The 24,482-nt window shown below is 47.6% G+C and carries 17 protein-coding genes and 2 pseudogenes; all 19 read left to right on the top strand.

Features of this window, described 5'->3' with window-relative positions:
* Nucleotides 1-215 precede the first annotated feature (215 nt).
* The 19 genes and pseudogenes from HH215_RS36725 to HH215_RS18655 all read left to right on the top strand — a co-directional run bounded on the left by HH215_RS36725 (nucleotide 216) and on the right by HH215_RS18655 (nucleotide 24,481).
* Entirely contained in the window at nucleotides 216-350 is a 135-nt protein-coding gene (locus HH215_RS36725; RefSeq protein WP_256376613.1) for a hypothetical protein, read from the top strand.
* Between the two features lie 660 nt (nucleotides 351-1,010).
* Nucleotides 1,011-2,912 carry a PKD domain-containing protein gene (locus HH215_RS18735; RefSeq protein ID WP_254450146.1) on the top strand — a complete coding sequence of 634 codons (1,902 nt, stop codon included), beginning with the start codon at nucleotides 1,011-1,013 and terminating at the stop codon, nucleotides 2,910-2,912.
* Nucleotides 2,913-3,033: 121 nt separating this feature from the next.
* Nucleotides 3,034-4,779, top strand: a complete 1,746-nt coding sequence (locus HH215_RS18730; RefSeq protein WP_169281291.1) for a sensor histidine kinase — start codon at nucleotides 3,034-3,036, stop codon at nucleotides 4,777-4,779.
* Nucleotides 4,772-6,391, top strand: a complete 1,620-nt coding sequence (locus HH215_RS18725; protein WP_169281290.1) for a response regulator transcription factor — start codon at nucleotides 4,772-4,774, stop codon at nucleotides 6,389-6,391. The genes HH215_RS18730 and HH215_RS18725 overlap by 8 nt, the downstream gene beginning before the upstream one ends.
* A gap of 122 nt (nucleotides 6,392-6,513) precedes the next feature.
* Complete coding sequence (locus HH215_RS18720; RefSeq protein WP_169281289.1) at nucleotides 6,514-8,256, top strand: extracellular solute-binding protein; 1,743 nt, start codon at nucleotides 6,514-6,516, stop codon at nucleotides 8,254-8,256.
* A gap of 72 nt (nucleotides 8,257-8,328) precedes the next feature.
* Nucleotides 8,329-9,282, top strand: coding sequence for an ABC transporter permease (locus HH215_RS18715; protein ID WP_169281288.1), 954 nt, complete (start codon nucleotides 8,329-8,331; stop codon nucleotides 9,280-9,282).
* 26 nt (nucleotides 9,283-9,308) lie between these two features.
* Nucleotides 9,309-10,193: a carbohydrate ABC transporter permease gene (locus HH215_RS18710; RefSeq protein ID WP_169281287.1), complete on the top strand. Its 885-nt coding sequence runs from the start codon at nucleotides 9,309-9,311 to the stop codon at nucleotides 10,191-10,193.
* A gap of 100 nt (nucleotides 10,194-10,293) precedes the next feature.
* Entirely contained in the window at nucleotides 10,294-11,367 is a 1,074-nt protein-coding gene (locus HH215_RS18705; RefSeq protein ID WP_169281286.1) for a family 43 glycosylhydrolase, read from the top strand.
* A complete protein-coding gene (locus HH215_RS18700; RefSeq protein WP_169281285.1) occupies nucleotides 11,364-13,799 on the top strand; it encodes a glycoside hydrolase family 3 N-terminal domain-containing protein in 2,436 nt (811 codons plus the stop codon). Before HH215_RS18705 ends, HH215_RS18700 begins: the two co-directional genes overlap by 4 nt.
* A 92-nt stretch (nucleotides 13,800-13,891) precedes the next feature.
* On the top strand, nucleotides 13,892-14,797 hold the full coding sequence (locus tag HH215_RS18695) for a nucleoside hydrolase (RefSeq protein ID WP_169281284.1): 906 nt from the start codon (nucleotides 13,892-13,894) through the stop codon (nucleotides 14,795-14,797).
* 21 nt (nucleotides 14,798-14,818) lie between these two features.
* Nucleotides 14,819-16,339, top strand: a complete 1,521-nt coding sequence (locus tag HH215_RS18690; protein WP_169281283.1) for a DUF5060 domain-containing protein — start codon at nucleotides 14,819-14,821, stop codon at nucleotides 16,337-16,339.
* Between the two features lie 21 nt (nucleotides 16,340-16,360).
* A complete protein-coding gene (locus HH215_RS18685) occupies nucleotides 16,361-17,893 on the top strand; it encodes a glycoside hydrolase family 43 protein (RefSeq protein ID WP_169281282.1) in 1,533 nt (510 codons plus the stop codon).
* Between the two features lie 18 nt (nucleotides 17,894-17,911).
* Nucleotides 17,912-18,130 (top strand): glycoside hydrolase family 78 protein, encoded by a 219-nt coding sequence (locus tag HH215_RS37185; RefSeq protein ID WP_445662474.1) that lies wholly within the window; start codon nucleotides 17,912-17,914, stop codon nucleotides 18,128-18,130.
* Nucleotides 18,131-18,189: 59 nt separating this feature from the next.
* Nucleotides 18,190-19,592: pseudogene (locus tag HH215_RS18680) on the top strand (alpha-L-rhamnosidase-related protein); the annotation flags it as partial.
* Nucleotides 19,593-19,615: 23 nt separating this feature from the next.
* Entirely contained in the window at nucleotides 19,616-20,203 is a 588-nt protein-coding gene (locus tag HH215_RS18675; protein WP_254450145.1) for a nucleoside hydrolase, read from the top strand.
* 243 nt (nucleotides 20,204-20,446) lie between these two features.
* Nucleotides 20,447-20,587: a helix-turn-helix domain-containing protein gene (locus HH215_RS37060; protein WP_169281281.1), complete on the top strand. Its 141-nt coding sequence runs from the start codon at nucleotides 20,447-20,449 to the stop codon at nucleotides 20,585-20,587.
* 526 nt (nucleotides 20,588-21,113) lie between these two features.
* Nucleotides 21,114-21,494: pseudogene (locus HH215_RS18665) on the top strand (dihydrofolate reductase family protein); the annotation flags it as partial.
* Nucleotides 21,495-21,731: 237 nt separating this feature from the next.
* Nucleotides 21,732-23,555: a histidine kinase gene (locus HH215_RS18660; RefSeq protein WP_169281280.1), complete on the top strand. Its 1,824-nt coding sequence runs from the start codon at nucleotides 21,732-21,734 to the stop codon at nucleotides 23,553-23,555.
* A complete protein-coding gene (locus tag HH215_RS18655; protein WP_169281279.1) occupies nucleotides 23,552-24,481 on the top strand; it encodes a response regulator in 930 nt (309 codons plus the stop codon). The genes HH215_RS18660 and HH215_RS18655 overlap by 4 nt, the downstream gene beginning before the upstream one ends.
* Nucleotide 24,482: the final 1 nt, after the last annotated feature.

Genomic DNA, 24,482 nt, shown 5'->3' with positions numbered 1-24,482 from the left:
ATTCGACCGAAGACGACCGCGTGAATGGTTGCTCCTGGCAGCGAGCTGCCTCCGCAGTGGGAGATGTCTTGAATCATCCAAATGAGCTGTGTTTGTAGAGTCATCATAGTGCAAACTGCATGGTCAGCAAATGGATACAGAAGATTTTGTCAAGCGGCAAAAATGAAGATGACGATAAAAATACTAATCACTTCACTGATGGGAGCGAAATGAACATGACCAGTAGCAATAACGAGCCACTATGGATCACCGCCGACATAATCGATCCGCTGTACGATCGGCCAGTCATCGACAGCGAGATGGATCTCATCACCCCATGGTCCCACATCGGAGGGTGTCGGGTCACTTAGAGGGTACGGACAAGAAGTTCACCTTCTACTTTCCCCCGATAGAGAAGTAGCAGGGCCGTTTCTTCCATTAGGTGTATCCGTTCCGGGACGATGGATCTGAACTCGAAGATCTTCACGATTGGAAGCCAGAATCCGGACATCGTGTTAAGCGATATTGGTACAGGAGCTAAACTAAGGATCGACAACCCGTGGTCTCTCGCATTGCTCTCATACCATAGGCACCGCATCACTTCTTCGCACTTTCAAAGCACCCCTTGATGCGTCAGCAACGCCGAGGGTGCTTTGGCTTTCAGTGGTCCTCAAGAAAAGCGGAAAATTTAGATATTCGCTATCTTACAAAGAGAAGATCACAATCCAAAAAGTGTCTCATATACGCAAACGCCTCCCGACTCATATACTCAGTTCAAGGAGATCTCTCACTCTCTTTTGCCAATTGCTAAGAAATGAAGATGCAACAAACCTAAAGCGCTTACTAGAACACGATAAGGGGAGTTAAAGATGCAGTTTACAAAACGTACGGTGAACCTCCAAGGATCACATGTGCCTAAGCTTGCACTAGTCGCAGTCATGTTTTGTACATTGTGGATGTCGAACATGAGCGTTTCTGCTGCGCCGACACAAACGGAATGCGCCCCACTAGATAAAGGTAGCGCAGTATGGGTGACTGCTGAATGTGTCGATCCGCTCTACAATCGTCCCATCATCGACAGTCAGAGCGATGAGACCGTTCCCGTCCCACATCACAAGGTTACGGGTCACTTCGAGGGGACGGATAAGAAGTTCAACTTCTACTTTCCGCCCAAGAAACAATGGCAGGGTCGGTTGTTCAATCTGGTGTATCCGCTCCAGGATGAGAACGCCACCGACGTAACTATCAGCTTTGGCGCGGACAGTGGGGCGTACACCGTGCAGACGAACGGCGGAGGCGGATATAGGGTCGATGCGGCCGCGGTTAAGTTCTCCAAGACCGTCGCGGCGAAGTACTATGGCACGTCCAAACGGATCTATGGATATATTTACGGTGGCAGCGGCGGTTCCTATCAGACGATCGGCGCGATCGAGAATACTTCGGGCGTCTGGGACGGCGCCGTACCGTATATCCCTGGTGCACCCACAGCAATCCCGAACAACTTCTTCGCAAGGGCATTTGCGCGCTTCGTGCTGGAAGACAAAGCGCCCTTGATTGCGGATGCAGTGAGCCCTGGTGGCAGCGGAAACCCATACGCCGTACTCAATAAAACGGAACAGGCGGTACTGCTTGAGGTTACGAAGCTAGGCGTGCCGTTGCGAGCTTGGGAGGATTATTCATATGTGCTCGGATTGAATGATGCAGATGGTCTTTTAGGATTTGGAAGTACGGTTCGAATGATCGATTCCACTTACGCAGACGACTTCTGGAGTAAGCCGGGATATCTTGGCACGGAGCAGTCTGCCCTTGTCGATCTGTTCCGCGCCGCTAAGATCGACTTTTCCACAAAGATTGGGCAAGTCAATCGAAATGCACAGAACGAACCAACAAGCTTCGTGCTCGAAAACTTGCCGACTCAACAATCAAAATTTAAGTTGGACTATACTGTCTACAATGCCGATGGTACGAAGGTTGGTCTGTTAACGGGTTCCCTGAATGCATCCACGAAGTTACTCACCTTGGGAAGCGGTAACACCTCAAGCGCGTTAAAAGCGATCGAGACCGGCGCTAAGCTGCAAATCGATAACCTTTGGAACCTTGCATTGACATCTTACCATCGTCATCAGGTTCCGAAACAGGCTGGTTTCTCTGGATGGGACCAGTTCCGAGCAGCTGACGGAAATCCGCTTTACCCGCAGCGCCCCATGGAGATTGGGCCGCTCATTGGCGGAAGTGTTACTGGAGGCGAATCGTTCACCGGCAAGATTCAAACCAAAGTCATTGTCGTTGCAAACTTGCTTGACACCGACGCTTACCCGTGGCATGCGGATTGGTACAGCGCGAAAGTCAAACAATATCTTGGCGAGCGATATGACGACAACTTCCGGCTTTGGTACAACGATAATGCGGATCACATTGAGAATGGCCCCCGCACGGCACGTCTTGTGCAGTTCGACGGAATTGTCCAGCAGGCTCTTCGGGACGTGAGTGCGTGGGTAGAGAAAGGCGTAGTGCCGGCGAAATCGACTCTTTATAACTTGACGGACAACCAGCTCAAAGTGTCGAAGAACGCCTCTTCGCGCCAGGGTATCCAACCTGTCGTCGACCTGACTGTGAACGGTGGCTCTCGAATTGATATAGAAGCCGGCCAGACCGTGACGTTCGTGGCCAAAATTCAAGTTCCGACGAAGGCTGGCAAGGTCGTGCGTACGGAATGGGACTTCCTTGGAACTGGCAAATTCAAGACGTCGTCGTTCGGAAACCCCAATCAGACGGTGGGGGTTTCAGTGAAATACACTTATACGAAGCCAGGGACTTACTTCCCGTCCATTCGGGCGACATCTCAACGTGAAGGCGATACGAAAACGCCTTTCGCGAATATCCAGAACCTGGGCCGCGTTCGAGTCGTCGTGCACGAGCCATCCAAGTTCTAACGAATGATCACTTGTGCGGATTGGAATAATTTCGCAAAATGAATAAGGTTTCGTAACAAATCATTATGGGAAAGCCGATTCCGGCTTTCCCTTTATCCATTATTCATTGGGGCGGAAGCACATGAAATTAATCCGAACGTTAGGTTCGTTACCGATACTCCCGAAGATCGCTCTTACGTTTCTGGTGGTATTGACGCCGCTTTTCTTTGTAGGGTTAAGAATGAACGAGTCCGGAGCAGGCATTGTCCGCGAAGAGATATCGAAATCGTTATCTTCGCGCGTTGAATTGTACATGGACATTCTGGACAGCGATTTCGAACGAGCGATTACAATGCTGCGGGAGTATATGAACGACGAGGATTTAATGAAGCTCAGTACAACTTCGGAGATTATGCCCGACATCGAACGTACCGAATCGGTGCTCCGTTTGAAAAAACGATTGGACCTATTGAAACGATCAAGCAGTTTTATCGACAACGCGATGGCCTTTATTCCGATGATGGATAGGACCGTAGCATCCAATGCGAACGCGATCACCGAATTCGACGATGAGATGTTCCGGGATTTGTCTCAACCGGCTGATCCCCTAAATTCACCTTTCACCTTCTGGAACAACCGAGTCTATATCTGCGTCCCGTATGGATTCGTCAACAATTCTCCACTGTTTCTGCTTGCTGTAGAAATATCGAATGCCGAGATTTCGTCAAAGCTTAAGCAATTTACTCCGGATGACAGCTTGGCGGTACTTGTTAGCAATACAATGGCATGGTCGACATTCGCCAGCGCTAGGAAACCGAGTAAAGACGAGCTTGCTGCTCTTTCGCCCATGGAAGAGGATACTTTGGAGGAGGAACCGTCCAAAATGATAGTTCTCGACGGCGTCAAATATCTGATCGCCAGTGAAAGGTCCGATTCTTATAACACGAAATTAATCATGATGGTCCCGTCTGATTTGGTCGAGAAGCCGCTGGAGCGCTATCGCTATTGGATGTTCGCCATGTATGCAGCATCTGTACTGATTATTATTGCGTTCTCATTCGGAATGTATCGCCTCATTCATCGCCCACTTAAGGTACTTGTCCGTTCGTTCCGGAAAATCGAGCAGGGGCAGTTCGAACTCTCCATCGATTATCCGTTCAAAGACGAGTTCGGGTATTTGTACAGACGACTAAATGCGACTGTGAAAGAGCTCAAGCGACTGATTCATGAAGTTTACGAACAACAATATCGCGCACGCTTAGCGGAATTGAGGCATCTGCAGTCACAAATAAATCCGCATTTTCTATATAATACGTTCTTTATTCTGTATCGAATGGCGAGACAGGAGGGGAACGAAAATATTGAAAAAGTAACGAAACATTTAGGCGAGTATTTCCAATTCATTACGAGAGACGGTGCCGAAGAAGTCTCACTGGATAGCGAGGTCGCTCACGCGAAATCGTATACGGAAATACAGTCGATTCGCTTCTCCAACCGCATCGAGATTAAATTTGCTGAATTGCCGCAGCAAGCGGAGCAAATCTTAGTGCCGCGACTCATTCTGCAACCAATCATCGAAAATGCCTTCGTCCATTCGTTGGAGAAAAGGGCGAAAGGTGGGCAGCTTGAGGTGGACTTCCATATTGAGGACTCTGAATTGCACATTCGAGTCGAAGACAGCGGAGGCATCGAGGAGGAGCAAGTTGCTCGACTGAAAGCACTGCTCAATGACAGTGACGTTACGACGACTACGGGGATGATCAATGTGCATAGGCGATTACAGATTAAATATGGCGGTTCGGCCGGCCTTCAGTTAAGCCGCGGAACGCTTGGTGGACTTAAAATCGTTCTTGTTATCCCTCTTAAGGAGACTTCGTCACATGCTTAGAGTACTCATCGTTGATGACGAGCCTTTTACCGTTGACGGGCTCTACGAGATGCTTAACGACTTGCCGGACCTTAATATGGACATTTACCGATCGTATTCCGCGGAGGATGCGATCGGTTGGATGTCCCGCACGAAGATGGATATCGTTCTGAGTGACATACGGATGCCGGAGATGGATGGGTTGCAATTGCAACAATGGATACAATCTCGCTGGCCGCGGTGCAAAGTAATCTTCCTCACGGGCATTAGCGATATCCATTACGCTCAGCAAGCGCAGCGAAGCGGTGGCGTCGACTATATCCTGAAGACGGAGGGCGACGAAGCGATCGTGGAGAGCATTCGCCGCGCAATGAGCGCAATTCAGGAGGACCAGCGGAATGAGAACGCTTTGATCCGCGCGAGAGGCCAATTAAAAGGTATGTTGCCGATGTTACGTCGAGAATGGTTTATGTCCATGTTGGAGCAAGGTGAACTTGTGCACGAAAATCACGGCTTTAGTCTTAAGGAATTGGATACGTCGCTCGACCCAGAGTCAAATGTCATTCTTGTCTGCGGCCGGGTTGACCGATGGAATGAGGAATACACTTTGTCTGATCAGACGTTATTGCTTTATGCCGTCCAGAACATCGCAGAGGAGTACATGGATCGCGTAGTAATGCTCCCTGTTATGCTGGGCGGCTCATATTTTGTATGGTTTATTCAATCGAAGGGTTCGTCCGATATCGATATGGACGAAACGGCGCGGTTCGTCCAGGGCACGCTGGAAAGCATTCAACAATCGTGTAATGCTATGCTTCATTTGCCTGTATCATTTATCAGTTCTGAGAGACCGGTGGGGTGGAAGGATGTCGTAAGAACATTCAATCTTCTCAAGCATAATCTTATTCTTGGACTCGGCAACGGGGAAGAAATGATTCTTATCTTCCGAGGGGTGGAAAATCCCGCCGCTACAGTAGATATCTCCGGTCAAGTCTTATCTCGAATCGAGAACGCGATCGAGACCGGAAACGAACAATCTCTACGAGAATTGTTGGGCGATCTGTTCCGACGGATTCCGAATCGATTCAGCGTATATGCTCAGACCTATTATTCCGTTGCCGTTATTCTGCTTAATCAATGGAATAAGACATATCGAAGCGGCGATGCGGTGGACGCTGATGCCGAATATGCGACACGAAAGTTGCTTGATGTCAATGCGCATCAAACTAAAGAACAGGCCGTTCAATTTCTGAATGATTTGGGTAGTTATCTTATCCGGAACGGAAAACGAGAACAGGATGAGCGGACAGATCGCATGATTCAGAAACTAAATCGATATATCGCAGAACATCTGGACGAGGATTTGTCGCTTACGGTCCTTGCAGACGCCGTGTACTTGAATCCTTCTTACTTATCAAACCTGTACAAAATATCTACAGGGCGTAACATATCAGACTATATCACGGAGCTCAGGGTGGATCGTGCGAAAAGCTTATTGGCTGAATCTCATGCCAAGGTACAGGAGATTGCCGTTGCAGTAGGCTTTGATACAGCTGGATACTTCACCCGTTTTTTCAAGAAACATGTCGGTGTTACCCCGCAAGAGTTCCGTAGCAGACTCTCTGTTGAGTAGCTGAAAGGAAGATACAAAGGGAAGTTCAGAATCCAAAGAGAGTCTCATATACGGTCTAAGTGCGCTTCTATATACTTGGTCTCGAGAGATCTCTTACATTCACAATAGGGGGGAACAAACGCATGAAAAAACGTGCGGGATTGCTGGCGTTATCCGTAATTATGGGTTCCAGCCTGGTCGTAAGCGCATGCAGCTCCAATAACAATAACGAATCGTCCTCTTCGAATGCGGCGAGCTCGCCAGCGGCGACGTCAACGTCTGCGGCATCGCCTGCGGCGACTGAGACAATGGATCCACTGGGTAAATACGATCCGCCGATTGATGTATCTACGGTGCGGATTTTAAGTAACACGGTCAAGTTCATAAATGGAGAAACGATCGACGACAATGTGTGGATTAAAGAATATGAGAAAGTATTGGGTATTAAGCTCAAGAATGAATGGGCAGTCACAGGAGACGAGCCGGGTGGTCAAGGCGAACAAAAGATGAACGTAACGATCGCCTCAGGCAGCCTACCGGACATTGTGCCACTTAACGCCACGCAACTGAAGCAATTGGCGGATGCAGGAAAGTTGGCGGATCTAACTGATATTTACGAAAAATATGCCTCGCCTATGACAAAGGACATCTTGACGTCATCAGGAACGACTGCGCTTGAATCCGCAACGTTCGATGGAAAGTTATTGGCGATTCCGAGCGTCAGTTCCATTTACAACGGCGTGCCTCTGCTTTGGGTCAGAACTGATTGGTTGAAAAAACTAAATTTGGAAGCACCCAAGACAATGGATGACGTCTTCTCTATCATGGATGCTTTCGTAAACCGGGATCCGGACGGCAACAACAAGAAGGACACATACGGAATTGCATTGAACAAGGATCTATATGGATTCTTCGCAGGGTTGGAGGGCTTCTTTAACAGCTATCATGCTTATCCGCGCAATGTAGGGACGGGCAACTGGGTTGAAGATGGTAATGGTAATCTTGCCTTTGGCAGCATCCAACCAGAAGTTAAGGTGGCGTTAGGCAAGCTGCAAGAGCTGTACAAGAAAGGTTATATTGATCGCGAATTCGGCGTGAAGGACTGGGCTAAGGAGAAGGAATTGATCGTTGCTGGCAAGATCGGGTTGTTCTATGGACAAATGTCGGCTCCAATCATAATGAACGATATTAAGACGAATGATCCGAACGCCGAGTGGCAGGCGTTCCCTCTCGCGTCTGTGGATGGTCAACCGGCTAAACCGGAAGTTTCGGGTATTGCACTCGGTAATCCACAATATCTTGCGGTAACGAAAAATGCCAAGAACCCAGAAGCGTTGATTAAGATGATCAATCTGTTCTTTGAAGTCAATTACGGTACGAGCTACACGCTTGATCAAGTAAAACAACTGGCGACGGGCGAAGATGGCATAGAACGCTGGATGTACTCCATCTATACGGCAGAGCCGGAGAAGAATCTGAATACGCACAGGCTAGTCAAAGAAGTCGTTGAAGGAAAGAAAGATGCATCGGTGATCACAAATGAACAGCGCGGCGCTTACGAAAGTGTCATGTTGAAGTTGAATGGTGAAGAAATGAAGCCGATTGACTGGGCGCTTGATCGCGTCTTTGCTCCGGAAAACTCCTCATTCAGCGTGATCGATCAATACGTGAACAATAACATGCTACAGCCGAATGCTTTCGCAGCGATATCGACGGATACGATGTTGAAGCGCGATGCAACGCTTCAGAAGTTGGAATTGGAGACGTTCACTAAGATTATTATGGGCGATTCTCTTGATAAATTCGATAAATTCGTTGAGAACTGGAAGAAGCTCGGCGGAGATGATATGACGAAAGAAGCCAACGAGTGGTACAAAGCCCGATAAGTCAGTTACAGCTAGAGTCTGTCCGCTCCGCGGACAGACTCTGGTTAACTGATCAGGAGAGGAAGAGCACCTATGTTGAAGCATACTAAACAGGAGTCGGCCTTACTGGATCCGAGTGCCGGCATACGTTCGAAATCGGCGAGGCTGTCACAACGGCCTCTGCATCTTATGATATTGCCGGCATTGCTGTTAATCATCATTTACAGCTATGGGCCAATATTGGGAGTCGTCATTGCTTTCCAGGACTTCAATCCTGCGCTCGGAATCTTCCATTCACCTTTTCACGGACTGGAAAATTTCCGCTACGTGTTGGATTTGCCGGGTTCGATTCAAGTCGTCAAGAACACCCTCATCATCGCGGTTATGAAGCTCATTGTAGGGTTGATTGTCCCAATTGCAGTCGCGTTGTTGTTGAACGAAGTGCGTAAAGAACTGTTTAAGCGCAGTGTACAAACGTTGATTTATTTGCCTCACTTCTTGTCCTGGATTATTCTCGGGGGCATCTTAATCGATATTTTATCCCCTTCGAACGGGATCGTTAACGATTTGCTAAAGTGGTTCGGTTTCGATCCGGTTTATTTCCTAGGAAGCAATGAATGGTTCCGTTACGTGCTTGTTATCTCTGATGTGTGGAAAGAATTCGGTTTCAACACGATCGTATATCTTGCTGCGCTGACAGGTATTAACCCGGCGCTCTACGAAGCAGCTGTAATTGATGGAGCTGGTCGATGGAAGCAAACGCTTTACGTCACTTTGCCAGGTATGGCTCCAATCATTATATTGACATCAACATTAGCTTTGGGGCAAGTGCTCAATGCTGGTTTCGATCAAGTATTCAATCTATATAGCCCGCAAGTATATGAGACCGGCGACATTATCGATACATTCGTATATCGTATCGGAATCGTCGATGCGCAATATGGTGTGGCAACCGCTGTGGGACTTTTTAAATCAGTAGTATCGTTGACTCTACTCTCGGTTTCCTACTTCCTGGCCTATCGCTTAGCCAATTACCGGATATTCTGACGGAGAGAGAGAGAGGAGACAACAACATGATAGAAAGAGATACGTTCGGTCGTAGGCTGTTTTTTGGCTCCAATTATTTATTTTTGACGATATTATCAATAATGTGTATTTTGCCGCTTGTTCATGTGCTTGCGATATCGTTTAGTTCGAGCGCTGCGGCTTCCGCCGGTATGGTCAAGTTATGGCCGGTTGACTTCACATTGTCTTCGTATGAATACGTATTGGAGAAAAAGGAGTTCTTCCGCGCCATTCTTGTGACATTGGAACGCGTGGTTATCGGCTTATCTGTCAACATGGTGTTAACGGTGTTGGTGGCCTATCCGCTGTCCAAAGAGATTCATAAATTCCGTGGTCGTACGATTTACTCTTGGGTGTTCGTATTCACCATGCTGTTCAACGGCGGACTCATTCCGCTCTATATGACAGTAAAATACACTGGCATACTCGACTCCGTATGGGCGTTGGTGCTGCCTGGAGCAGTGCCTGTGTTCAACGTCATCCTGTTGCTCAATTTCTTTCGCGGTTTGCCAAAGGAGATGGAAGAGGCTGCTTTCATGGATGGGGCCGGCCATTGGACAACTTTGTGGAAAATATATGTTCCGATGTCATTGCCCGCTTTGGCGACGATTACGTTGTTTGCGACTGTAGGGCATTGGAATTCTTGGTTTGACGGTCTCATTTTCATGAACTCACCGGATCACTATCCGCTGCAGAGCTATCTGCAGACCATCGTTATTGTGAAGAACTTTACGATCAGTAACCTCGACAACCTAAAAATGTTGGCGGAAATCGATGAGCGTACGTTCAAAGCGGCGCAAATCTTTCTCGGAGCGCTTCCGATCCTAATGGTATATCCGTTCCTGCAAAGGTTCTTCATGAAAGGGATTGTGCTGGGTAGTGTGAAGGAGTAAGGGATCCCCTTCTGGATACGGAGGGGGATTGTTTGTATCAATAAGGAAGAAGAAAACACCATTTTCTTACTTTATATATCTTGAGAAGGTGAGTCATTTGATGAAATATAGTTCGATACGTCCAGGTCAAATGTGGCTGGACACCGAGGGGAAACCGATTCAGGCGCATGGGGGCTCAATCATAACCGTCGGTGATACTTTTTATTGGTTCGGAGAGAACAAGGAGAAGACGAAGCCTGGAAGCGGAATCTGGCACTGGGGAGTCCGGTGCTATGCATCTAAAGATATGTACAATTGGGAGGACAAAGGCCTTATTATCCCCCCAAACTTGGAGGACGAGTCTTCGCCTCTGCATCCTACTCAGTATATGGATAGGCCACACATAATTTTCAATCAAAAGACCCGCAAGTTCGTCTGCTGGTTGAAAATCATGAAAAAGGCCGGAACGCAGGAGTCGACGGTGTTGACCGCAGATCATATTCTGGGACCTTATACAATGGAGAGAAGAGATCTTCGTCCATTGAATATGAGCGCCGGCGACTTCGACTTGATCATCAGTCCAGATGGCAAAGCCTACTATTACTTCGAGAGAGTGCATAGTGAATTGATCTGTGCAGACCTAACGGCGGATTACACCGACGTCACGGGCTATTATTCGACGCACTTTCCGAAGATTCAGCCTCCCTATGTACGTGAGGCACCGGCTTATTTCTATCGGAAAGGGCTGCATTATCTGTTTACGTCCGGCACGACGGGGTATCATCCAAACCCTTCCGAGGTCGCCTGCGCGAAGACGTTCCACGGCTCGTGGAATATTTTGGGCAATCCACATGCGCAGGACACTTCTTGTACGTCGTACAATTCGCAAATTACGTCAGTTTTCAAACATCCTTTTAAGAAGGATCTATATATCGCCTTGGCTGACCGGTGGATCCCGAATCTTCCAGAGTTGGGGGGCGAAGCGTTCGGTAACGGAGATAAATACCGTAAGACGGCAGAGCAGTTCCGGGCAATCTTCGATCCGGAGACCGATTATGTTCCTACCGAGGACCACCACGACGATCTTGCCGTCGATACATCAGTCTCCACTTACGTATGGCTTCCCGTTCGGTTCGATGGAGAGATGGCGTACCTGGATTGGCATGACGAATGGAAATTGGAGGATTACGAATGATAGACGCCAAATACCTGAATCCCTCGCTACCAGCTATTGATCGTGCGGAAGATTTGCTTAGTCGAATGAGCCTGGAAGAGAAAATGAGCCAAATCGTCGGTTTTTTGCCGGGGAAAGACCCAATCGAGCAGCTTGAGAAGGATTATCCGCATGGAGCCGGTGAAGTGTCCATGCTGTTTGTCGGTCAGCTTCGCGATCGTGAAGAGGTTGCCAATCAAGTGACCCAAGTTCAACAGAAGATCATGGATCTTAGCGGTCATCGCATCCCGGCGATCTTTCACATTGAGACGTTGACAGGTGGTCTTATGCCGGATGCGACTGTATTCCCTTCCGGTATCGGTCAAGCGTCGACGTGGAATCCGAGCTTGCAGCATAAGTTGGCGAGTGTAATCCGTAGTCAGGTACGTGCCGTCGGTGCTACCCATGCTTTCGCTCCGGTTCTAGACATTTCACGAGATTCTCGCTTTGGTCGCCAGGGGGAAACATATGGGGAGGACCCTACCCTGGCAGCCGCGATGGGGGCGGCATATGTATTAGGGCTTCAGAACAGCGGGAATCTCAAAGAAGGGGCATTGGCTTGTGCCAAACATTTTCTAGGCTATCATGCGACACAAGGCGGTATCCATGCGGCTTCGACACCGATTCCGCCGAGAGCACTTCGTGAGGTATACGCCAAACCATTTCAGGCAGCGATCACAAAAGCGGGCTTGAAGTCCGTCATGAATACCTACAGTTCGATCGATGGGGAAGCGGTTGCGGGTTCCAGAGCAATTATGACCGATTTCCTTCGCAAAGAGTTGGGATTCGACGGCGTGACCGTGTCGGATTACACGTCGATTTTGGAGTTGCATACAAGATTAAAGCTTTGCGAGAGCGAGACGGATGCCGGTGAGCAAGCGTTACTGGCCGGAATGGACATAGAACTGCCAGCCAAAGCATGCTATAACGATGAGCTTATGAAGCGGATCCGGGACGGCAAAATTGATATGGATGCACTGGATAACGCCGTTCGCCGAGTGCTCATTGCCAAATTCAAATTAGGCCTGTTCGAACAGCCATTTCCGATGGGCAAATACGAAAGGGAAATGATCTTCGTCGATCCCCTCAACAAGCGGGTTGGGGGGGAAGTGGCAAGGCAGTCTCTCGTATTGCTGAAGAATAACGGAGTGCTCCCCTTAAAGCACACTAGGCAGAAAATTGCAGTAATCGGGCATCATGCATCCTCCGTACGATCGTTATTCGGTGGTTACACCTTCGCTACGTTGGCAGAAAACATGTTGGGCATGGGAAATACGATGGCTGGCGTCGATTTCGAGAAAATTTCTAATCTAAGCGTAGAGGAATTTGGTACTCTGCGGGACAGTTATGCTTACCCGGGGAGTCTCGTTCAGATTGAGCCTGCCAAAGTCGAAGAGATCGTCCGGAGTTACTATCCGGGTACTCGTAGTTTATTCGAACAGTTGTCTCTTGCATGTCCGGAGGCCGAGTTCGCGCACGCCTACGGGTATGCCTATGCAGGTAACGATACGTCCAAACATGAAGAAGCTCTTGTGGCGGCTGCGGAAGCCGACTTGGTGATTCTTACGCTAGGGGGCAAGCATGGATGGGGCATGACATGTACGACAGGGGAAGGTATCGACGCAACAGACATTGGGCTGCCCGAGTGTCAGGAGAGCTTCATTCGGAAGTTGGCTGTACTCGGCAAACCGACGGTCGCAATTCATTTCGACGGAAGGCCGATTTCAAGCGATGCGGCTGACCTCCATGCTGACGCGATCCTGGAGGCCTGGAATCCGGGGCAATATGGTGCAGAAGCAATTGCTGGCGTGCTGTTCGGGGATACAAATCCAGCCGGACGATTACCGGTATCGGTTGCCTACAATGCAGGACAGATTCCGATTTATTATAACCATGACAACGGTTCGAGCTATCACGTCGGTACAGCTAACGAGTTTACAAGCTACGTGGATTGTCCCCGCGAGCCGAGATATTATTTCGGGCATGGGCTGTCTTACACCACGTTCGCTTATTCGAACCTGCAGATCGAACAGAAATCTTATGCCCCGCATGAGCCACTTCGCGTATCGGTTGACGTGGAGAATACCGGAGACTTATATGGGGAGGAAGTCGTGCAGCTTTACGTCCGAGATCCATATGCGAGCATGGTCCGCCCAGTGCTGGAGCTGGCCGGCTTTGCCCGGATTCCCTTAGCGCCTAAAGAGAAGAAGACGGCCAAATTCAAGATGGAAATGAGCCAGTTCGCCTTTCTGGATGCGAATATGCGGTGGAAAATCGAGTCCGGAAATATGGATGTATGGGTTGGTTCATCTTCGCGAGATATTCGAGTCACAGGATCTTTCCATATCTCCGAAGACTTGTTTATCGATGGCAAAACGAGGGGATTCTTTGCGGATGTGACGATAAGCAAATAAGTACGATGGGGAACTAGGGATAATTCAGGCTATAGGCATGCACAAATTGATTTTGCATTGCTACTAATGAAACGAACTAGGGAGGAATAGAAGTGGCATTATCTTTTCAGGTACCAGAACGTAAACGGGTGCGGCTTCTTATAAACTCCGACGTCAAGAACGAGGCGGATGACCAATATGCGATTGTTCATGCACTGCTCACCCCAATGTTCATTAACAAAGGGATCATTGCCGCGCATTTCGGAACTTGGCGGACAACGGAGTCAATGGAAGAGAGCTATGCCGAAGCAAAATATGTATTGAGTCTAATAGGGGATGTAGGCAACGTACCAGTCTATAAAGGAGCTCCAAGGGCATTGCCGGACGAAAAAACGCCTGTTGTCTCAGAAGGTGCAGAGGCTATTATTCGAGAAGCGCTGTCCGATGATCCGCAACGTCTATTTATCGTTTTCCTAGGACCTTTAACTGATCTGGCATCCGCCTATCTGATGGAACCGCGGATCGAGGAGAAGCTGACTGTCATTTGGATTGGAGGTGGTCCGTATCCGAATGGGAATTGGGAGTTCAATTTGAATAACGACATCCACGCAGCTAATGTGGTGTTTAAATCACGGATTCCTTTATGGCAAGTTCCTCAAAATGTTTACGCAAGCGTTCGAGTAAGCCTGGCAGAACTAGAGAGAAGAGTTAAGCCGCACGGCGAGATTGGAAAGTATTTGTTCGAGCAATTGGTTCGCTTTAATGACGAGAACGCGGACGGTTGGCCGCGGGGAGAGTCATGGAGTCTAGGTGACTCCCCGATAGTCAGTCTGATTCTGGATGATCAGGCATTCGATTACGATATGAGACCGGCTCCGCGAATCACGGACGACATGCGCTATATTCATTACCAGGACGAGCGGAAGATTCGAGTATACCGCCAGGTCGACACAAGATTTCTTCTGGAAGATATGTACGCCAAACTTGAACTGTTCGCAATTAGCCAGGAGACTCGGTGATAGCGAGAGGGGACAAAACTCATGAAATATTCAAAACAGGTCGAACAATGGGATATTTTCGAGATCGAGCTGCAGTTCTCTAATTTAGGGGGAAACCCCTTTCGTGATATATGGTTGCAAGCTACCTTCAAAATTGGAGATGAATTTAAGCGCGTAAATGGTTTTTATGACGGTGGAACCACATGGCGAATCCGATTCATGCCGGAAACAACAGGCAACTACCGGTTTCAAATCCATTCCAACGTGGACAGGTTTAATGGACTTGAAGGCCATTTCACTTCCACAATGCCTTCGGAGGGAAATCACGGTCCTGTTCAGGTAAACGGAGTACACTTCAACTATGCGGACGGAACGCCTTTCTTCGTCATGGGAACAACCGCTTACGCATGGACCTACCGTCCGGAAGAAGTTAGACTGCGAACGCTCGAATCGTTTGCCAAGTACGGGTTCAACAAAATTAGGATGCTTGTTTTTCCGAAGTATTATCGCGGGCTGCTCATGGATGTAAATGTAGACTATGATCCTCCGGTTTTCCCCTTTGCCGGCAAACCGAACGAATTCGATTTTCAGACACTCGTACCCGAGTATTTCCGTAACTTTGAGGAGCGGGTTATGGATTTGATGAGACTGGGAATTGAAGCAGATGTCATCTTATTTCACCCGTATGATACTTGGGGGATCGATTCAGGTATGCGGCAAGCTGACGATCTCTTCTATGTCAACTACCTCATTTCCAGGCTCGCGGCTTATCGAAATGTATGGTGGTCGTTAGCCAATGAGTACGATATCTCTAGCACGCCCGAGGGTATGTTTTGCTCGAGGACGGATCGTAAAGATTGGGATCTCATCGGCACGACTATCAAATCCAACGACCCTCACGGACATCCTATCTCCGTCCATAATCTGCCGATGCGACACATCTATCCGGACCGAGACTGGCTGAGCCACGTATCGATTCAACATCCTGATACCTATACGCTCCTCTCGGAGTTAAAGCATCACTATAAGAAACCGATCGTGAACGACGAGTATCAATATGAAGGCAATATCAAGGACGAGTGGGGGAACAGCGACGGAGCAACGACTCTATTTCGCCACTGGCTGTCCGCGATGGCTGGATGCTATGCATCGCATGGCGAAGTGTTCAAGGTTGACGGCAATGAGACCGATCTATTTTGGTCTTATGGAGGAACGTTGATCGGGGATAGTGCTCCAAGACTCAAATTCATGAAAGAGATCCTCGAATCTTGTGCCTATCAAGACATGAATAGAGATTGGGCAAATACGGATGGTCACCATTATTTCGCTTTGAACAGGGGAATAGATGAATACCTGTTCTTTTGCCGATATGACCTGCCAGGCAAAGGGTTCTGGTTCGGTTCTTATGATGGGAGCCGCCCGGAATACGATGTTATCGTTTATGATGCATGGAACTGCATCGAGAAAGATAGGTTGACGGTCAAGGAAATTGAAGCAAATCACCTTTTACCTATTAAAGCCTGGACGGTCTATCGGCTCAAGCGAAAAAAGATGCAAATGTAGGAGAAAGGGGCTAGAGACCAAATGTCATCTATAGTTGGGCAATACGTCAACCCGGTGATACCGGGTTTTTATCCAGATCCGAGCATATGCAGAGTAGGCACCGACTATTATTTGGTCACCAGTTCCTTTCAATACTTTCCTGGGGTACCGATCTTCCATAGTCGGGATCTTGTTCATTGGGAACAGATTGGTCATTGTCTGAATCGAGAGAGTCAATTGGATCTGGAGAGATGTAGAAGCTCGATGGGAATTTACGCGCCAACTCTTCGATTCCATCAGGGCCGGTTCTTTATGGTCACGACAAACATGAACAGCCGACGCAATTTTTACGTATGGTCGGAAACGCCGGACGGGCCTTGGTCCGACCCGATTTGGTTGGATTGGTCGGGTATAGATCCTTCATTATTCTTCGATGATGATGGGCGAGTGTATCTATCAGGTACGAATGAACTTGGAACGAACGAACCGCATGGTATTTACCAAGCGGAGATTAATATCGAAACGGGACAACTTCTGACCGAACGTCGCTTGATCTGGAATGGAACAGGCGGCCAAGCGCCGGAGGGGCCGCATATGTACCGAGTTCATGGGAAGTATTACCTCATGATTGCGGAAGGTGGAACCGAATACGGGCATATGGTCACCATTGCACGTGCAGACTCGCCTTACGGACCATTCGAAAGCAACCCCGGTAATCCGATACTTAGCCACCGGAGCACGAACCATCCGATTCAAGCTACTGGACACGCAGATCTCGTACAACTAGAAGACGGTAGCTGGTGGGCAGTATTCTTAGGCATTCGCCCGGTGTCGGTTCCCTTTGTCGGGCGACATCATCACCTGGGCAGGGAAACTTTTCTTGCTCCGGTTACTTGGTCCGCAGAAGGATGGCCCGTTATTGGAGATGGGGGTAAGGTAACGGAAAAGTTGCCTGTCGGGGCTGAAGCATCTCTGATCGATAAAAATGAGTTCGAAGGCAATCAGCTTCAGCTTTGTTGGAACTTCTTGAGGAATCCGCAGGCAGGAGAATGGTCCCTTGAAGAACGACCGGGCTGGCTCACCCTTCACGGTTCAGCGACTACCTTAAATGATATTGGCTCTCCTGCTTTCGTCGGGAGGCGGCAGCAGCATTTCAATTGTTCCGTTTCAACGTTGCTCAGCTTCAATCCGGTTCGGGAAGGTGAAGAAGCCGGACTGACCGTGTACATGAATGAACGATTCCATTATGAGATCGCGCTAACCTACAATTCAGATACAGGCCGCAAAGTAATTTTACGGCGTCGGATCGGTTCCTTATGGAAAGTCGAGTTCGAAGCAGCGGTGGAAGACTCGGATGTTATTCTCGGATTGGAAGCCGATCCGTCAACGTATTCCTTTTTCTATGCCGAACCAAACGGGGAGCGTATGCCCTTTGGCACTGCTGAATGTTCATTGCTATCCACCGAAGTAGCCGGCGGCTTCACGGGCGTGTATATCGGCCTCTATGCAACGGGAAATGGTCGTCACTGCACAGTTCCAGCATACTTTGACTGGTTCGATTATAAGTCGCATTGACCTTAAGGAGCGATTTGAATGACCCATTTTACAGTGTACAACCTTCGGGTAAATTACAGAAAGACTTCACTCGGAATAGATGATTATCATCCCCGTCTTAGTTGGCAGATCAGCTCAGATACAAGGGGGTTCGCTCAATCCGCATATCAAGTCCAAGTTGCCTATGATGCCGGGTTCGTTTCTGCGATCGTATGGGACTCCGGGAAAGTCGAGTCGGATCGAAATACTCATATTTAATATCAAGGACCTGACCTGCAATCGCACACGCGGTATTATTTTAGGGTCCGCGGTTGGGACAACCAACCGGAAGTTTTCGCTGCTCGGACGATCTGGTTAATCAACTACAGCACAATATTATATGGGGTCAGAAAGGGAACTTCCTCGATATTCCAACGGACTGCCCGCAACGAGATGAACGATTGGGCTGGACCGGAGATGCGCAGGTCTTTATTCGTACCGCGGCTTATAACATGAATGTTGTTCCCTTTTTTGAGAAGTGGCTAAAGGACTAGCGGCCGACCAAGAAGCAGACGGCAGAGTGCCGCACGTCATTCCCGATATCCCGGTGTCAGGCTACGGTTCCTCTGCATGGGGCGATGCGGCCGTTATTTGTCCGTGGACGATTTATCAGTGCTATGGTGATATCCGTATTCTAGAAACCCAATATCCGAGCATGAAAGCTTGGGTCGAGTACATTCGTAAGCAAGGAGATAACGAATATTTATGGAACACCGGGTTCCACTTCGGCGACTGGCTTGGGCTGGATGCGAAAGAGAACAGTTACACAGGCGCGACGCCTAAAGACTTGATCGCCACAGCTTTTTACGCTTACTCGACCGAGCTGTTATCGAAAACGGCTGAAGTGCTCGGTAAAACCGATGATGCAAGAGAGTATATCGAATTGCATGCTAAGATCGTGTCGGCTTTCCGGACGGAATTCGTTACTCCGAACGGTCGAGTCGCTTCTCCGACCCAGACCGCTTACCTGCTGGCTTTGATGTTCGACTTGCTGGATGAAAAGGATCGGTCGCGGACAGCTCGAATGCTGGCGGAGCACATCGAAGAGAACGGAACGCACCTGACGACGGGATTCGTGGGCACGCCGTACCTGAACCTAGTGCTTTCGCGATTCGGCTACACGGACCTGGCCTACCGACTGCTGCTTCAGAAGGAGTATCCGTCCTCGCTGTTCTCCGTCGTTCAAGGCGCAACGACCATTTGGGAGCACTGGGACGGCATCAAACAGGACGGAACGTTCTGGAGCGATGCCATGAACTCTTATAATCATTACGCCTACGGCGCGATCGGCGACTGGCTGTATCGGGTCGTCGGCGGAATCGACTTATTAGAGCCAGGGTACAAAAAAATACGGATTGAGCCGCAAATCGGCGAACACCTTTCATGGGCTGAGGCATCATACAACTCGGTCCACGGCAACATAACTGTTTCCTGGAAAAAACACCAGGAGGGAAGTGTTGAGATGGCTGTAACGATCCCTGCAAATACGACAGCTGTAATACATGTTCCGGCAAGTAATTGTGACGAGATTATGGATAATGGAAAGCAAATTTATCAAATCAAAGATTTGAGCCATATCGAACAAACCGACAATGGACATGCCCTGCATGTCTGTTCAGGAAGTTATCGGTTTACGTTCCCATATCGAAAAGGCGAGTTCAGCGGAGTGACGAATTTCTAGTAAAAACCGTGAGGAGGATGCATGTGATCTACGATAAGTACAGCTACACGGTTCCGAACCCTAAAATGATTCGGATGATTATGGACACGGATGCCAAAAACGAAGCGGACGATCAGTATGCGATCGTTCATGCTCTTCTTAGTCCGAAATTCGATAATAGAGGGATTATTGCGGCCCATTTCGGCGAGTGGAGATCGAGCACGAGCATGGAAGACAGCTACGAAGAGATCATTAAGCTATTCGGTCTCATGAAGATCGACAGTAACAATCTCGTATTTAAAGGAGCCCCGCGGGCACTTCCGGATGAATCGACGCCTGTTCCCTCCGCCGGAGCGGAGTTCATCATTAGAGAAGCGATGGCCGAAGATCCGCGACCCTTATTCGTTACGATCTTAGGTCCACTTACGGATATGGCTTCCGCTTTGTTGATAGAACCTCGAATCGCTGATCGATTGACCGTGATCTGGATTGGCGGAGGCGCGTATCCGCAGGGAGATCCGGAATATAACGCGTGGAACGATATCCATGCGGCTAATGTCGTATTCAAGTCTAAAATCCCCGTGTGGCAGGTGCCCAAAAATGTCTATCAGCGCGTCATGGTCTCCCATTAATGCTCCATTCATCCAAGAGTTACCTTCAATATCTGCGTGATATCCTGCGACTTCACGTGTGGCCACGTCAAATGTTCAATCAAAATAAAGTATTAGACTGCTGGGTGTTTCAGCATTTACTCTCGAAAAACAGACATCATGAGCGTACCCCGTAATTATTTCAATTACGGGGTATTTTTGTTTTTTGGAGCTGATACAGGTGAACCTAGGGGAAAGGTTAGATATATTCGATAGTCGAATGACTTGAACCAGAAAGAATTTGCTGTCCGCATTGGCGTATTACAAGGAACTCTCAGTGATATTGAGCGCGGCGTATGCCTTCCTTCTTGGGAAACGATTATTGCTCTAAGAGGCAGATTCAACTGCGATCTAATTGGCTTTTAGCGAAATGCCGTCTTAAACTCTCCATCTATCCAAGCCTCTTTAACGAATGACGAGTTTGTTAGATAGTATTCGATCTCTCCCTGCTAGAGAAAAAAATGAAATAATTGAAATCATACAAATAAAGCATAAGAAAGATCAATATCTGAAACGCAGAGTACGCTGGGCTGCGGAACAACTAGTCGGTGAATGGCCGCTTAGAGTCCCATTGTGAACGTATGTGGAACAAGTAAAAAAGTCTTGTACGAATGTTAATATGGTACCGCTAGAATAATCCTGATGATGCTTAATTAGATCATCAGGATATTTTGTTTGTAGAGGGATTGTAGTCCATTGCTCGGGGAGCAAATTCACGAAGTCAAAAAGAAAACTGAATATTACTGGTATTATTGTGCCATGCCGACGCACAAATTGGTTTGTTCCATTCATAGTCCGAACGATCATTTGATGGCCGACTGAAAATGATGTGGTTATGCAACTGGAGCTAAGCTGACGAGAGAGAATAATTCAATGAAATATCCGGTGACGGCCTTCGAACCCATCAGCTTCGCAGTATGAACGAAATCATGCCGAGTGGATCGAAAAGACAGCCAAAATCGTTTTTTCCACAACGCTGGAGAAAGTCGAATGGAGCAATTCCAGACTGGTGAAAGAAGATGTCGCGGAAGAGATCAAGAAACTCAAACAGCAGCCAGGCGAGGATATGGTCATCCTGGGCAGTCCCAGGTTCGCACACTACCTTATGCAGCTTGATTTAATAGATGAATATAAAATTACGGTATCTCCCGTCCTGATCGGCAGCGGGTTGCCGGTATTCCAAGGTGTCAAGGAGAAGATCAATCTTAAGCTTATCGAAAACAAGACATTTGATTCTGGAGCCATAGGCCTCGTTTACGAGACGGTTAGATGACCCAGTCTCCTAAGTAGATTACGATAAACGGGGAACGATAGTTTAATAACAAGAGGCAGTCTAGGACTTTATTTTCCAAGTCTTAAGATTGCCTTTCGTTATTGTGAATAGACTTATCAGTGGGATTATACGAATCATGAGTCCGTAGCGCATCGAGATCAGATTGTAGGATGGAGGTAACCATGGTAAAATTTCTCCAAGAGCCGACACCGTTCGAGTTTACTGGGGAGTATGGTTATGAGATCGGAATCTACTAAATTTTCAATGAAATTCATGACCATTATTTTAGCCATATCGATTTGCACCGCACTCGTTTTCATCATTTACTTTCAGGATGCGAACAAATCCAAAGATGATATCAGCATGGAAATTCTACAAGACCATTCGGGAAACATGACTTTGTCCGATGTTAAAGCCAGCGATCAATTCGTAGCTTTGCCCGGCAACAATTCCAAGGTTGGCTATTCTTCGGTCCGATTATGGTTCAAAATAAAAGTAAACCGGTATAACGCGGATGAAATCAATTACCTTACAATAAACAACCCTCTTTTTGAAGATGCAACGATTTACCTCCCGACAAACAACGATTACGTAACCGAGCATTTCGGATACGCGTATAAGAGCAATTCCGATGAGATCGGCTTTGTACACCCCGCATTCAAAATCCCGCCTCTGTTTGATCATAATCAGTACATATACATGACAAGCAAATCGTTATACGGACAGAACTTTATTGTCCAATTCGTCAATGACGATCAATTTAGGAAGACAAGCATGCTAAATGTCTGGGTAGGAGGCATCTTATTCGGCGTTTTGGCGGCATTGTTTTTTTATAATCTGATCATGGGCTTAGCCATAAAAAACAAAACTTTCATCAAATACTGCTTTTTTATTCTAACTACCTTTTTGTGGAACGCGGCAACGACGGGACTCTTAAACATCACGGGGTTCAAGTATGCCTATTGGCTTGCGGAATATTCCGCGGGCATCGGCATTCTCATGTCGCTTGCTATCGTTATTTTTATGAGAGCGATTTTTCACACCCGAACGAGGTTCCCCAAGATCGATTTTTGTTTAAAGTTGCTCCTTGTTTACTTCCCTATCAATTTATTGCTGTTTCTTTTCGTCAGTAAAGAGCTGGGAGGATTTGGTGCGGGTGCATCTTCTGTGGTGTATGTATTGTATTTTATTATTATGTATACAGGAATAAGGAATAAAACCATTCGTTCGCAGCAGCTTATAACGGCGTGGCTCTTGTTTATTTTGTCGATAATCTTGTTCGATTTGATGGTTTTCGGACTGCTGCCTCAAAGCTACATTATGATTTATTACTTATTTTTCATTTCTTGTGTCTCTGCTACCGCTTTCGCCCTGTCCCTCGCAGAAATCATAAATGAGTTAAATGAAGAGAAGCGACGCAATCAAATCTTATTCGAGAATTCCGAAATTCAATCCAGGCAGTTTGAGCTTGCTTTCATACGGGCGCAAATGGATCCGCATTTTGTTCACAACACCTTGAACGTGATAGAAGGGGTTATTGCGGAAGACAAAGAAAAAGCGGGAAACTTGGTCAACGATTTATCCCATTACCTCAGAAATATATTCGATTACGGCAATTCGGAAAGATATATTTCTATCCATGAGGAATTGGATGCGGTCAAGTTTTATGTTCGCATTGAGCAAGCCCGGTTCCCGAACAAAATCGTCGTCGACTATGATATTGATCCGGGCATTCCCTTGAAGGTGCCGCGCTTGATTATTCAACCCTTGGTAGAAAATGCGATTAAACACGGGATACGTAAAAGGAAAATTGCTGGAACAGTCACGATCAGGGCTAAGGAGTTTGAACACGGCTACTTGGTAGCGGTAGAAGACGACGGCGTCGGCATTGAAGACGCGGACAAATATAAACTGCTAGAATTTTCGTCCAACAAGGGCATTGGGCTTGCCAACATAAACGCGCGGCTTAAGGCGGAGTATGGAACGCAGCTTCAAATCGTTAGCGAGAAGGGTAAAGGAACTTCGGTTCGTTTTGACGTATCCATTAAGGAGCAGCCATGAAAGTGATTATTGTAGACGACGAATATTATGCGCTGAGGAACTTGAAAAGCAAGTTGGAGAAAATCGCGGATATCGAAGTCGTTGCGATGTATGAAGATCCTGCAACAGCCTTGGAAGAAATAAGCAGCATACAGCCCGACCTTGCTTTACTGGATATCGAAATGCCGGAGATCGATGGCATAACCCTGCTCGGGATGATGTTCAAAAAGAGACCGGAAATGGATTTTGTGTTCACAAGCGCTCACCATGCCTATGTGTCGGACACTCTTGAAACTAAAGCGTTGGATTTTCTCGTTAAGCCGGTGAAGTACGAACAGCTTTATGTCACATTGGAAAAAATCAAAAAGATCAGAAGCAAAAGCGGCATGGGACACAAAATCGAGATGAAGTGTTTTGGCGATTTTGCCGTATTTATCGACGGGAAATTGATCGACGACAATTGGCGAACCAAAAAAACGGAAGAGCTTCTCGCCTATTTGTTAGGCATGAATGGCAAGTACGTGTCCAGAGAACGGATCATTAATGACTTGTGGCCCGATTTGGAGACGAATAAAGGTTATGCAAACTTATACACGACGCAATATAACTTAAAGAAGCGATTCGAATCTTTGGGAATCCATCATTTGATCAAGAGCAGACTCGGGAACATTTGGCTCAACATCGAAGATATCAAAGTGGATTTGTTGGAGTTCGATCGCTTGAGTAAAAGTTATTATGAAGATAAGAGTAAAATAGAAATCCTCGAGCAAATGGTGGAGCTGTACAAAGGTATGTTATTTGAAAACAAGCTTTATTCATGGACGTTGAGCATACAGCAACCGTACGATGTAACGTTCGACAATGCCTTGAACATTCTGATTCAGTTTCATAGGGAACGCGGCGATGAGAAAAAAGCCAAGTACTATGAAATGAAAAAGATGCTCTGAA

This window comes from Cohnella herbarum, assembly GCF_012849095.1.
Taxonomy (GTDB): Bacteria; Bacillota; Bacilli; order Paenibacillales; family Paenibacillaceae; genus Cohnella; species Cohnella herbarum.
Note: the sequence above shows the minus strand (reverse complement) of the source record. Positions and strands in the feature narration are given on the sequence as shown.

Coding starts and splice junctions, on each gene's coding strand:
- HH215_RS36725 (WP_256376613.1), top strand. CDS start 216: ATGACCAGTAGCAATAACGAGCCACTATGGATCACCGCCGACATAATC.
- HH215_RS18690 (WP_169281283.1), top strand. CDS start 14,819: ATGAAATATTCAAAACAGGTCGAACAATGGGATATTTTCGAGATCGAG.
- HH215_RS18655 (WP_169281279.1), top strand. CDS start 23,552: ATGAAAGTGATTATTGTAGACGACGAATATTATGCGCTGAGGAACTTG.
- HH215_RS18705 (WP_169281286.1), top strand. CDS start 10,294: ATGAAATATAGTTCGATACGTCCAGGTCAAATGTGGCTGGACACCGAG.
- HH215_RS37185 (WP_445662474.1), top strand. CDS start 17,912: ATGACCCATTTTACAGTGTACAACCTTCGGGTAAATTACAGAAAGACT.
- HH215_RS18730 (WP_169281291.1), top strand. CDS start 3,034: ATGAAATTAATCCGAACGTTAGGTTCGTTACCGATACTCCCGAAGATC.
- HH215_RS18720 (WP_169281289.1), top strand. CDS start 6,514: ATGAAAAAACGTGCGGGATTGCTGGCGTTATCCGTAATTATGGGTTCC.
- HH215_RS18660 (WP_169281280.1), top strand. CDS start 21,732: ATGAGATCGGAATCTACTAAATTTTCAATGAAATTCATGACCATTATT.
- HH215_RS18685 (WP_169281282.1), top strand. CDS start 16,361: ATGTCATCTATAGTTGGGCAATACGTCAACCCGGTGATACCGGGTTTT.
- HH215_RS18710 (WP_169281287.1), top strand. CDS start 9,309: ATGATAGAAAGAGATACGTTCGGTCGTAGGCTGTTTTTTGGCTCCAAT.
- HH215_RS18715 (WP_169281288.1), top strand. CDS start 8,329: ATGTTGAAGCATACTAAACAGGAGTCGGCCTTACTGGATCCGAGTGCC.
- HH215_RS18700 (WP_169281285.1), top strand. CDS start 11,364: ATGATAGACGCCAAATACCTGAATCCCTCGCTACCAGCTATTGATCGT.
- HH215_RS18725 (WP_169281290.1), top strand. CDS start 4,772: ATGCTTAGAGTACTCATCGTTGATGACGAGCCTTTTACCGTTGACGGG.